The following is a 12,085-nucleotide window of genomic DNA, read 5'->3' on the forward strand; positions in this document are numbered from 1 at the left end:
TCATTCGTCATCGGCGTGGGCGTTGCCGCTGTCGGCAAAGCTCAGCCCATGCTTGCGCAGCTTGTCATGCAAGGTCTTGCGTGGCACCCCGAGGGCTTCGGCCAGGCTGCGCACAGAGCTGTGGGGGCGGCCGAGTTCGGCGGCGATCAAGGCTTTTTCAAAGTGCTCGACTTGCTCGCTCAAGCCCCCGGTAGACATCGGTACGCCGGGCGCCGGGCCGTCGGGTGTGCTGTCCAGGGCCAGTTCCAGGCCGAGGGCGAAGCGTTCGGCGACGTTTTGCAGCTCCCGCACGTTGCCCGGCCAGTTATGGCGCAACAGCATTGCCCGTTGGCCGGGTTGCAATTCATGCAGCGGCAAGCCATGGCGACTACTGGCCTCGTCGGCAAAGTGCTGGAACAGCATCAAGGCATCTTCGCCACGCTCACGCAGGGGCGGAATGCGCAACGGCGCGACGTTTAGGCGGTAGTACAAGTCTGCACGGAAGCGCCCCTGGTCGGCGGACTGGCGCAGATCTTCCTTGGTGGCGGCGATGATGCGGATATCCAGCGGGATCTGCTGATTACCCCCCAGGCGCTCGACCACACGTTCCTGCAACAGGCGCAGCAACTTGACCTGCACATCCAGGCTCATGCTCTCGATTTCATCAAGGAACAACGTGCCGCCGTTGGCAAACTCGAACTTGCCGATCCGCCGCTTCTGCGCCCCGGTAAACGCCCCCGGCTCATGGCCGAACAGTTCGCTTTCCACCACGGATTCGGCCAGCGCTCCGGCGTTGATGGCAACGAAGGGCCCGGCGCGACGGTTCGACAGGTCGTGCAGGGCGCGTGCCACCACTTCCTTGCCGGCGCCGGTTTCACCGAGGATCAGCACATCGGCGCGGGTCGCCGCCAGCGCGCCAATCTGCTCGCGCAGGCGCAGCATCGGCGCCGACTGGCCCACCAAACGGGTGCTCAGTTGCTGGCGATCACTCAGGGCCAGGCGCAGGCTGCGGTTGTCCAGCACCAGCCGGCGCAGGGCCAGGGCGCGGCGTACGCTGTCGAGCAGGGCGTCGCTGGCAAAGGGTTTCTCGAGGAAGTCATAGGCGCCGGCGCGCATCGCCTGCACCGCCAGTGGCACATCGCCGTGGCCGGTGATCAGCAGCACCGGCAGCTCCGGGTCCTGGCCGTGAAGTTCGGCGAGCAGCTCCAGGCCATCCATGCCGGGCATGCGAATGTCGCTGACCACCACTCCCGGCCAGTCGCGCGACAGCTGCGCCGTAAGGCCAGTGGCTTCGCCAAGGGGCAGGACCTTCAGCCCGGCCAGGTCCAGGGTCTGGCACAGGGCCTGACGCAGGTGTGGATCATCGTCGATCAACACCACCTGAATCTGGTTATCGATACTCATACACTGCGGTCCTCGGACGGTTGCAGACTGACGCCAGGTGCTCCGGCGCGCAGTTTCAAGGTTATCAGTGCGCCGCCTTCCTTGTGGTTGGCAAACAACAGTTCGCCACCAAAGGCACGCATCAGGGTGTCACAGATGGCCAGGCCCAACCCCAGGCCCTGGGTGCGGGTCTTGGTGGTGTAGAAGGGCTCGCCGGCGCGCCCCAGGGCTTCCATGCAGAACCCCGGCCCGTTGTCGCGGATGTACAGGTTGACGCCTTGATCGGTGGATTCGGCACTCAGCCACAGTTTGCGCGGCGGGCCCTTTTCGGTCAGGGCGTCCAGGGCGTTGGCCAGCAGATTTCCCAGTACCTGACGCAGGCGGGTTTCCCCGGCTTCTACCCACAGGGATGCCTCTGGCAAGTCGCGGATCAGTTCCACTTCCATGGCCCGCCGGCGCTTGGCCAGCAACGCCAGCGCGTCGTCCAGGGCTGGTTGCAGGGCCACGCTTTCCGGGGCATGCCGGTCGCGGCGGGCAAAGGCGCGCAAGTGGGCGATGATCGAGGCCATGCGCCCGGTCAGTTCGCTGATCAACTTGAGGTTGCCCCGGGCATCATCGGTGCGCTGGTGGTCGAGGAGAATCCCGGCGTTTTCCGCGTAACTGCGGATGGCCGCCAGGGGTTGGTTGAGCTCATGGCTGATGCTCGCCGACATGGTACCCAGCGCCGACAGTTTGCCGGCTTGCACCAGGTCATCCTGGGCGCGTACCAGCTCCTGCTGGGCATTTTCCCGCTCCAGTACTTCCTGGCGCAGGCGGCGGTTGAGGCCTTCGAGGTCGCTGGTCCGTTCGGCCACGCGCATTTCCAGCTCGCGCCGGGCCTTGGCTTCAAAGGCGATGCGTTCCAGGTAATGACGCCGGCGCTGCATCATCAGGCCGAGCAGCAGCATCAGCACCAGCAAGGTCGCGCCGCCGACCGCGACTACCGTGCGCACGGGGCGGTCGATCAGGGTGCGCGGGGCAAGGATTTCCACATTCCAGCCGGTTTCGGCGATTTCGGTGGATTGACGCAGCCAGGCACTGGAGCTGAAATTCAGAGGCTGCGGATCACGGGTCGGGTAGGGCTGGATCGCGATGATGGCCTGGCGCTCGGCCTCGGTCAGTGGCCGGGTGGTGCGAAAACGCCATTGTGGGCGTGAGGTCAGGATCACCACGCCGTTGTGGTCGGTGACCAGCAGTTGTTCGGGGGTCTGGCCCCACAGGCTTTCGGTGTGGTCCAGGTCAACCTTGACCACCAGCACGCCGATCACATGTTCGTCTTCTCGCACCGCAGCGGCAAAGAAGTACCCGCGCTTGGCCGACGTGGTCCCCAGGCCGAAGAAGCGGCCCAGGCGCCCGGCCATGGCTTCGCTGAAATAAGGCCGAAAGGAAAAGTTGCGGCCGACGAAGCTGTCCTGTTTGTCCCAGTTCGAGGCGGCCAGGGTCTTGCCGCGGGTGTCCATCAGGTACATCACTTCCACGCCCGCCTGGGCCGCCACCTGCTTGAGCAATTGGTTGGCGGCCACCAGGTTGGTGCTGACCTGGGGCGCTGCCAGGGCGGTGCGCAGGGCCGGCAGGTCGCCGAGGATCTGCGGCAACACTTCGTAGCGGTGCAGGGTGCCCAGCAGGTTGGCGACGTACAGGTCGAGGGTCTGGCGGTTCTGCCCGGCCAGCTCGCTGCGGTAGTAACGCTCGGCCAGATGCTCCAACGGCCACAGCAGTGGCGCCAGGCACAATGCCAGCAAGGCCAGGCTGCGCCAGCGGGGTCTGCGTGGAAGGGGTGGAGTCATGTAAGTCTGCGCCTGTGGGTACAGGCGCATTATGCCTAGTGCTGCTGTGCAAGACACTCGCGCAATGCTTCGCGCCACTGCGGTTGGCTAACTTGCCATTGTTGTTGCAGGCGGCTGCAATCGAGGCGCGAGTTCAACGGGCGCTTGGCGGGCGTTGGGTACTCGCTGGCGGGAATCCCTTCAAGCGCGGCGCAGGCCTTGCCTTCGGCCAGCAATTGCTCGCCGATGGCCTGGGCAAAGCCGAACCACGAGGTCTCGCCCTGGGCCGTCAGGTGATACACGCCCCACTCGCCGGCTTGGCCAGCCTGCCAGCGCTCGATCAGTGCGCGGGTGCTGTCGGCGATGGTCCCGGCCCAGGTCGGTGCGCCGATCTGGTCGGCGACGATGCGCATGTGGGGTTTTTCCTGGAGCAGGCGCTGCATGGTCAGCAGGAAATTCTTGCCATGGCTCGAATACACCCAACTGGTGCGCAGGATCAGGTACTGCCCCCCCACTGCCGCGATGGCCTGTTCGCCCGCCAGTTTACTCGCGCCGTAGACGCCCAGCGGGTTGGGCACATCGTCTTCGGTGTAGGGCGCAGGCTTGCTGCCGTCGAACACGTAGTCGGTGGAGTAGTGGATCAGCGGGATGCCCAGGGCCTTGGCTTCTTCGGCCAGGACACCGGGCGCCGTGGCATTGATCGCGAAGGCCACATCGGGCTCGTTCTCGGCCTGGTCGACAGCGGTATGCGCCGCCGCGTTGATGATCAGCCCGGGACGATGGCCGCGGACCTGTTGGCGGATCTGTTCGGGGTTGGCCAGGTCGAGCTGGTCGCGACCGAGCACCACCAGTTCGCCCAGGCCCTGCAGCCGCTGTTGCAGTTCGCGGGAAACCTGGCCGTGTTGGCCGGTGATGAGGATTTTCAAGGGTGTGCTCATGGGAACAGGTCGGCTTCCAGCAGGGGCTTGCCCTGCTGATCCTTGGCGGACAGTTGTGGCGGCGTGGTCAGTTGCCAGTCAATGGCCAGTGTCGGGTCATTCCACAAGATGCAGCGCTCGGCACTTGGCTGGTAATAGTCGGTGGTTTTGTAGAGAAACTCGGCATAGTCGCTCAACACCACGAAGCCATGGGCAAACCCTTCGGGTACCCACAGTTGCCGATGATTCTGCGCGGACAGGCGCACGCCCACCCATTGGCCGAAATTCGGTGAACTGCGGCGGATGTCGACCGCCACGTCCAGGACCTCGCCGGCGCTGACGCGCACCAGCTTGCCCTGGGTATGTTCCAGTTGGTAATGCAGGCCGCGCAATACGCCTTTCTGTGAGCGTGAGTGGTTATCCTGGACAAAGTTGCGCGTCAGGCCGGTGGCCTCCGCAAAGGCGCGGGCGTTGAAACTTTCGTAGAAAAAACCACGTTCGTCACCGAACACTTTAGGTTCGATGATCAACACGCCCGGCAGCGTGGTTTGGACGATATTCACTGGCGCTCTCCAGCCAGGGCGAACAGGTACTGCCCATAGCCGGTCTTGCCAAAATACTTCGCCCGCTCGAGCAAATGCTCACGGTCGATCCAGCCGCTCTGGTAGGCAATCTCTTCCAGGCACGCGACTTTCAAGCCTTGGCGATGCTCGATGGTTTGTACGTACTGCGAGGCCTCCAGCAGGCTGTCGTGGGTACCGGTGTCGAGCCAGGCGAAACCCCGGCCAAAGCGCTCAACCTGAAGGTCGCCTCGTTGCAGGTAGGCATTGTTGACGTCGGTGATCTCCAGTTCGCCGCGTGGCGAGGGTTTGATCGATTTGGCAATCTGGATCACGTCGTTGTCGTAGAAGTACAGCCCGGTCACCGCATAGCTGGATTTGGGCGTGAGAGGCTTCTCTTCGATAGACAGGGCGCGGCCTTCGCTATCGAAGTCGATCACGCCAAAGCGTTCTGGGTCCTTGACCCAGTAGCCGAACACCGTGGCGCCCTTGTCGCGTTTGACGGCGCTGTGCAGTTGTTGGCTGAAGCTTTGACCGTGGAAGATGTTGTCGCCCAGGATCAGGCACACGGGATCCTTGCCGATAAATGCTTCGCCAATCAGGAATGCCTGGGCCAGGCCGTCCGGGCTGGGTTGTTCGGCGTAGCTGAAGGTGACCCCGAACTGGCTGCCGTCTCCCAGCAGGTTGCGGTATTGCGGCAGGTCTGCGGGGGTCGAAATCACGAGGATTTCCTTGATGCCAGCGAGCATCAGCACGGAGATCGGGTAGTAGATCATCGGTTTGTCATAGACCGGCAACAACTGCTTGGACACCCCCAGGGTAATGGGGTGCAGGCGGGTGCCGGAGCCGCCGGCCAGTACAATTCCCTTCATCATGCGATCAGATCCTTTAGGTCGGTGTTGCCCAGTCGTTGTCCTTGATAGCTGCCGTCCTGCACCCGGCGGCACCACTCCAGGTTATCCAGATACCACTGAACGGTCTTGCGCAGGCCGGTTTCGAAGGTTTCTTCAGGAACCCAGCCCAATTCGCGCTCGATCTTGCTGGCATCGATGGCGTAGCGCTGGTCGTGGCCGGGGCGATCCTTGACGAAGGTGATCAGGTCGGTGAACTGGGCAACGCCGGCCGGGCGCTGTGGCGCCAGCTCTTCGAGCAGTGCACAGATGCCACGGACCACGTCGATGTTTTTCTGCTCGTTGTGCCCGCCGATATTGTAGGTCTCGCCCACCACACCTTCGGTGACCACTTTGAGCAACGCACGGGCGTGGTCTTCGACAAACAACCAATCGCGCACTTGCAGGCCGTCGCCGTACACCGGCAGAGCCTTGCCCGCCAAGGCGTTGAGGATCACCAGCGGGATCAATTTCTCGGGGAAGTGGAACGGCCCGTAGTTGTTCGAGCAGTTGGTCAGCAGCACCGGCAAGCCGTAGGTGCGCTGCCAGGCGCGCACCAGGTGGTCGGACGCCGCCTTGCTCGCGGAGTAGGGCGAGCTTGGCGCGTAGGGCGTGGTTTCGGTGAACAGATCATCCACGCCATGCAGGTCGCCATACACTTCGTCGGTGGAGATGTGATGGAAGCGGAAGGCGCTCTTGGCCGGCTCTGCCAGCTGTTGCCAGTAGGCGCGAGTGGCTTCCAGCAGGCTGTAGGTGCCGACGATGTTGGTCTGGATAAAGTCCGACGGGCCGTCGATGGAGCGGTCGACATGGGACTCGGCTGCCAGGTGCATGATGGCCTGGGGCTGGAAGCGTGCCAGCACTGCGCTGACGGTGGCCTGGTCGATGATATCGGCCTGGACGAATTCGTAGCGGGTATTGCTCGCAATGCTGGTCAGCGACTCAAGATTGCCGGCGTAGGTCAGTTTGTCGAGGTTGAGCACTTCATGCCCGGTATGTTGAATCAAGTGTCGGACCAGGGCCGAACCAATAAATCCTGCACCGCCGGTAATCAGAATGCGCATGTCAAAAGCCCTTTTCCTTAGACAGACATAAAGCGAATGGAGCATAGCTTGTGTTGTGGCGCGGGCCGGTGCAAGGGCGTGCGGTCAGATTGGCGGCTTGGCCGTCGCCCAGGGGTTGCGCAAACCCCGTCAACAATGGCGATATAAGCGCCGGACAAAAAACCAGGGGCCGTCACATGTTGCTCGATACATTGATCCACCGCGCCAGTTTGTCGTGCCCGCAGGTCGGGCCGCAGCAGGCTTTGCAGTTGCTGGAGCAGCATTACGGCCTCAGTGGCACGCTGCAGTCCCTGGGCAGCCAGCAAGACCTCAATTACCGCGTCGACAGTGACCGTGGCCGCTTCGTCCTGAAAATCTGCCGTGGCGAGTATGCCGCCATGGAGCTGCACGCCCAGCATGCGGCCCTGGCGCACTTGCAATCCGAGGTGCGAGTGCCAGAGGTCATCAGGGCTCTCGACCGCGAGCAACTGCTGACCGTGACAGTCGCCGGGCAAACCCTGCATGTGCGTTTGCTGGACTATATCGAAGGCCAGCCGCTGACCCACCTGCCGCACCTGGGCCGTGAGGTGATCGAAGGTTTTGGCCGGCTGTGCGGGCAGATGAGCCAGGCGTTGGCCGGTTTCACCCATGCGGGCCTTGCGCGCACGCTGCAGTGGGACCCGCGCCATGCCGGGGAGTTGATCAGCCATTTGTTGTCGACACTCGACAACCTGCCGCACCGCGCGGCCCTGGAACGGGTCGCCGCACAGGTCGAGCAGCGCATCCGGCCCCTGGCCGATCAATTGCCCTGGCAAGCCGTGCATATGGATATCACCGACGACAATGTGGTCTGGCAGCGCGATGCCCAGCGGCATTGGCAGGTGCAGGGGGTCATCGATTTCGGCGACCTGGTGCACACCTGGCGGATTGCCGATCTGTCGGTGACCTGCGCCGCGTTACTGCACCACGCCGAGGGCGACCCGTTCGCGATCCTGCCGGCGATCCAGGCCTGTCACGCCCTGACGCCCCTGCAGCCGCAAGAATTGCAGGCGCTGTGGCCGCTGATCGTGGCCCGCGCGGCGGTGTTGGTGTTGAGCAGTGAACAGCAGCAGCGCCTGGATCCGGATAACACCTACCTGTTGAAGAATGCCGAGCACGAGTGGGAAATCTTCCAGGTAGCCACCTCGGTGCCATTTGAGTTGATGGAGTCGGCGATCCTGGCTTGCGTCGGTGCTACCCCGTCGTTCACGGCCAGCGAAGACTTTGCCCCGCTGCTGCCGGGCCTGGTGGGACGCGAGTTCGCGCTGGTCGACCTGGGCGTGCTCAGCCCGCATTTTGAAGCAGGTAATTGGGAAGCCCCTGGCATCGATCAGCAACTATTGCAGCAAGCGGCGGCGGCCCATGGCTTGGCGGCCAGCCGTTATGGCCAATATCGCCTGTCCCGCACGCGCCCCGATTGCGCGGCCGAACCCGATACCTTCGCGCTGCATGTGGAACTGCATGCGCCTGCGGGTACGGTCGTACAAGCGCCGTTTGCCGGCACCCTGCGGCGCACGGCCGATGGCGGCCTGTGTCTGCACAGTGCGCAACTGAATATATGGCTGTGGGGGGTTGAACCGACGTTGCAAGCCGGTGCCGCGGTGCTCAAGGGCCAGGTCCTGGGTGAGGCTGGCGGGCTATTGGCGGTGCAACTGTGCCGCGTCGACCTTGAGCCACCGTTGTTCTGCGCGCCATCGCGCGCAGCGGCCTGGCAGGCGTTGTGCCCCTCGCCGGCGACGCTGCTGGGTCTTGCCTGCGACGCCGAGCCGGAGCTGGATCCACACGCCTTGCTGGCCCGGCGCGATGCCAGCTTTGCGCGCTCGCAGAAGCACTATTACGTTGACCCTCCGCGCATCGAACGCGGTTGGCGCAACCATCTGATCGATATGCAGGGCCGTTCCTATCTGGACATGCTCAACAATGTCGCGGTGCTGGGCCACGGCCATCCGCGCATGGCACAGGTGGCGGCCCGGCAGTGGTCGTTGCTCAACACCAACTCGCGTTTTCATTACGCCGCGATTGCCGAGTTTTCCGAGCGGCTGTTGGCGCTGGCGCCGGATTCCATGGACCGAGTATTCCTGGTCAACAGTGGCACCGAAGCCAACGACCTGGCGATCCGCCTGGCCTGGGCCTACAGCGGCGGGCGCGACATGCTCAGCGTGCTGGAGGCTTACCACGGGTGGTCGGTGGCGGCCGATGCGGTGTCCACTTCGATCGCCGACAACCCCCAGGCCTTGAGCAGCCGGCCAGACTGGGTGCATCCGGTGACCGCGCCCAATACCTATCGTGGCGAATTCCGTGGCCCGCACAGTGCGCCGGATTATGTGCGCAGCGTCGAGCACAACCTGGCGAAAATCGCGGCCAGCCAGCGCCAACTGGCGGGTTTTATCTGCGAGCCGGTGTATGGCAATGCCGGCGGTATTTCCTTGCCGCCGGGCTATCTGCAGCAGGTGTACGCCCTGGTCCGCGCCCAGGGTGGTGTGTGTATTGCCGATGAAGTGCAGGTCGGCTACGGACGCATGGGCCATTTCTTCTGGGGCTTTGAAGAGCAGGGCGTAGTGCCGGACATCATCACCATGGCCAAGGGCATGGGCAACGGCCAGCCCCTGGGCGCGGTGATTACTCGCCGGGAAATCGCCGAAGCGCTGGAGGCCGAAGGGTATTTCTTCTCGTCCTCAGGCGGCAGCCCGGTCAGTTGCCGGATTGGCCTGGCGGTGCTGGATGTGATGGAGCAAGAAAAACTCTGGGAAAACGCCCAGGTGGTCGGCGCGCATTTCAAGGCGCGGCTGCAAGCGTTGATCGAGCGTCATCCTCTGGTGGGAGCGGTGCATGGCTCGGGCTTCTATCTGGGGTTGGAGTTGGTGCGGGATCGGCAGACGCTGGAACCGGCCACCGAAGAGACCGCGCGGTTGTGCGATCGTCTGCGTGAACTGGGGATTTTCATGCAACCGACCGGGGACTATCTGAATATCCTCAAGATCAAGCCGCCGATGGTCACGTCTAAACGCAGTGTGGATTTCTTTGTCGACATGTTGTCGAAGGTGTTGGATGAAGGGTTGTAGACACCTTTCTATGAGTTGAAATGAGATCACCACTGTGGGAGCGAGCAAGCCCGCTCCCACAAGGGCGATGGTGTTTCAGACTTTAACCCGATTGTTATCGGGAATATTTTGCTTTTTTTCGATGGGTGGAGATCTGCAAGCTTTAAAAGCCGATTTTTATCCGCTATAAAGTCGCCCAGCATTCCCCTTTCTGTCATCGGCCCCGGTTATCCTGGCCGCTGACCACCGCCCAGGAGATGATTCATGAGCCGTATCGTTACCGTCGCCGCTACCCAGATGGCTTGTTCCTGGGACCTCGAAGCCAACATCGAGACCGCTGAGAAGCTGGTCCGTGAGGCCGCCGCCAAAGGCGCGCAGATCATCCTGATCCAGGAACTGTTCGAAAGCCCTTACTTCTGCCAGAAGCCAAACCCGGACTATCTGCAACTGGCAACCCCGGTTGCAGAAAACGTGGCCATCAAGCACTTCCAGAAAATCGCCAAGGAACTGCAAGTCGTCCTGCCGATCAGCTTTTTCGAGCTGGCCGGCCGTGCGCGTTTCAACAGCATCGCGATCATCGATGCCGACGGCTCCAACCTCGGGATTTATCGTAAAAGCCACATCCCGGATGGCCCTGGTTACCACGAAAAGTACTACTTCAACCCGGGCGATACCGGCTTCAAAGTGTGGAACACCCGCTACGCAAAAATCGGCGTGGGCATCTGCTGGGACCAGTGGTTCCCGGAATGCGCCCGCAGCATGGCGCTGCAAGGCGCGGAAATCCTGTTCTACCCGACCGCCATCGGCAGCGAGCCGCACGACAAGACCATCTCGTCCCGCGACCACTGGCAGCGTGTGCAACAAGGCCATGCCGGCGCCAACCTGATGCCGCTGATCGCCAGCAACCGTATCGGCAACGAAGAGCAGGACGGCTACGACATTACCTTCTACGGCTCGTCGTTCATTGCCAACCAGTTCGGTGAGAAGGTCGAAGAACTCAACGAAACCGAAGAAGGCATCCTGGTGCACAGCTTTGACCTCGATGAACTGGAGCACATCCGCAGCGCGTGGGGCTCGTTCCGTGATCGCCGGCCGAACCTGTACGGCGCGCTCAAGACCCTCGACGGTTCCCTGGAGTCCTGATCGCCATGACCACTTTGCACAGCACGCCTCGCGCTGACGGCTTCTATATGCCAGCCGAGTGGGCACCCCAGACCCAGGCCTGGATGATCTGGCCCGAGCGCCCGGACAACTGGCGCCTGGGCGGCAAACCGGCACAGGCGGCCCATGTGGCGGTGGCCAAGGCCATTGCGCGCTTTGAGCCGGTGACGGTGGCGGTTTCGGCCGCCCAGTACGAAAACGCCCGGGCGCGCCTGGATGTGCCGAATATTCGCGTGGTGGAGATGTCCAGCGACGACGCGTGGGTACGCGACAGCGGGCCGACCTTCGTGATCAATGACCAGGGTGAAGTCCGTGGCGTGAATTGGGACTTCAATGCCTGGGGCGGGTTTGACGGTGGCTTGTATGCGCCGTGGAACCGCGACTCCCAGGTGGGCGGCAAGATCCTGGAGATCGAGCGCAGCCCGCGTTATCGCACTGAGGGGTTTGTGCTCGAAGGCGGGTCGATTCACGTCGATGGCGAAGGCACGCTGATCACCACCGAGGAATGCCTGCTCAACCGCAATCGCAACCCGCATCTGGGCCGTGAAGAAATCGAAGCGGTCCTCAGCGCCAACCTGGCGGTGGATAAAATCATCTGGTTGCCCGACGGTCTGTTCAACGATGAAACCGACGGCCATGTGGATAACTTCTGCTGCTACGTGCGCCCGGGTGAAGTGCTGCTGGCTTGGACTGACGACCCGCAAGACCCGAACTATGCGCGCTGCCATGCTGCCATGGACGTGCTGCAAAACAGCACCGATGCCAAGGGCCGCGCATTTATTGTGCATAAAATGCCGATCCCGGGGCCGCTGTACGCCACTGAGGAAGAATGCGCCGGGGTCGACCCGGTGGACGGTTCCCAGGAGCGTAATCCGACCGTGCGTTTGGCCGGTTCCTACGTCAACTTCCTGATCGTCAACGGCGGCATTATTGCGCCGAGTTTTGATGATCCGCTGGACAGCCGTGCCCAGGAAATCCTTCAGGGTCTGTTCCCGCAACATGAAGTGGTGATGGTGCCCGGCCGTGAACTGTTACTGGGTGGCGGCAATATCCACTGCCTGACCCAACAACAGCCCGCACCGCACAAAAACTGAGTGCAGTTGTAACAGGCAATTTCGCCGTACGGCGACTGATCGCCGCTAGTTGCACCGAGCAGTAACAGCAAGCCCATGGCCCGTGAGGGTCGTGGGTTTTTTTGTGCCTGGTGCCAGATAAACCGGGCTTATTGGCACAGCTCTTGTATCGGCGTTGTGACAGTGATCGGGGT

9 protein-coding genes are annotated in these 12,085 nt (G+C 62.7%); 3 read left to right on the plus strand and 6 right to left on the minus strand.

Annotated elements, in window-relative coordinates:
• From HKK57_RS10640 to rfbB, 6 genes are read right to left on the minus strand one after another with little or no spacing between them, the layout of a single operon-like run.
• Positions 1–1,383, minus strand: coding sequence for a sigma-54-dependent transcriptional regulator (locus HKK57_RS10640; RefSeq protein WP_029299815.1), 1,383 nt, complete (start codon positions 1,381–1,383; stop codon positions 1–3).
• Positions 1,380–3,188 carry a sensor histidine kinase gene (locus HKK57_RS10645; RefSeq protein WP_070995049.1) on the minus strand — a complete coding sequence of 603 codons (1,809 nt, stop codon included), beginning with the start codon at positions 3,186–3,188 and terminating at the stop codon, positions 1,380–1,382. The genes HKK57_RS10640 and HKK57_RS10645 overlap by 4 nt, the downstream gene beginning before the upstream one ends.
• A gap of 35 nt (positions 3,189–3,223) precedes the next feature.
• The gene (rfbD, locus tag HKK57_RS10650; RefSeq protein ID WP_169390134.1) at positions 3,224–4,105 is read right to left on the minus strand and encodes a dTDP-4-dehydrorhamnose reductase; all 882 of its coding nucleotides are present in this window, start codon (positions 4,103–4,105) and stop codon (positions 3,224–3,226) included.
• Positions 4,102–4,647 carry a dTDP-4-dehydrorhamnose 3,5-epimerase gene (gene rfbC, locus HKK57_RS10655; RefSeq protein ID WP_029299821.1) on the minus strand — a complete coding sequence of 182 codons (546 nt, stop codon included), beginning with the start codon at positions 4,645–4,647 and terminating at the stop codon, positions 4,102–4,104. Before rfbC ends, rfbD begins: the two co-directional genes overlap by 4 nt.
• A complete protein-coding gene (rfbA, locus tag HKK57_RS10660) occupies positions 4,644–5,519 on the minus strand; it encodes a glucose-1-phosphate thymidylyltransferase RfbA (RefSeq protein ID WP_029299823.1) in 876 nt (291 codons plus the stop codon). Before rfbA ends, rfbC begins: the two co-directional genes overlap by 4 nt.
• The gene (rfbB, locus tag HKK57_RS10665) at positions 5,516–6,598 is read right to left on the minus strand and encodes a dTDP-glucose 4,6-dehydratase (RefSeq protein ID WP_029299825.1); all 1,083 of its coding nucleotides are present in this window, start codon (positions 6,596–6,598) and stop codon (positions 5,516–5,518) included. Before rfbB ends, rfbA begins: the two co-directional genes overlap by 4 nt.
• 176 nt (positions 6,599–6,774) lie before the next feature.
• Between rfbB and HKK57_RS10670 the strand changes: the two genes are divergently transcribed.
• The 3 genes from HKK57_RS10670 to aguA all read left to right on the plus strand — a co-directional run bounded on the left by HKK57_RS10670 (position 6,775) and on the right by aguA (position 11,912).
• Complete coding sequence (locus HKK57_RS10670; protein ID WP_169390135.1) at positions 6,775–9,678, plus strand: aminotransferase; 2,904 nt, start codon at positions 6,775–6,777, stop codon at positions 9,676–9,678.
• A gap of 243 nt (positions 9,679–9,921) precedes the next feature.
• Positions 9,922–10,800, plus strand: coding sequence for an N-carbamoylputrescine amidase (aguB, locus tag HKK57_RS10675; RefSeq protein ID WP_029299828.1), 879 nt, complete (start codon positions 9,922–9,924; stop codon positions 10,798–10,800).
• A 5-nt stretch (positions 10,801–10,805) separates the two neighbouring features.
• Positions 10,806–11,912, plus strand: a complete 1,107-nt coding sequence (gene aguA, locus HKK57_RS10680) for an agmatine deiminase (protein ID WP_070995029.1) — start codon at positions 10,806–10,808, stop codon at positions 11,910–11,912.
• Positions 11,913–12,085: the final 173 nt, after the last annotated feature.

This window comes from Pseudomonas sp. ADAK21, from assembly GCF_012935735.1.
Taxonomy (GTDB): domain Bacteria; phylum Pseudomonadota; class Gammaproteobacteria; order Pseudomonadales; family Pseudomonadaceae; genus Aquipseudomonas; species Aquipseudomonas proteolytica.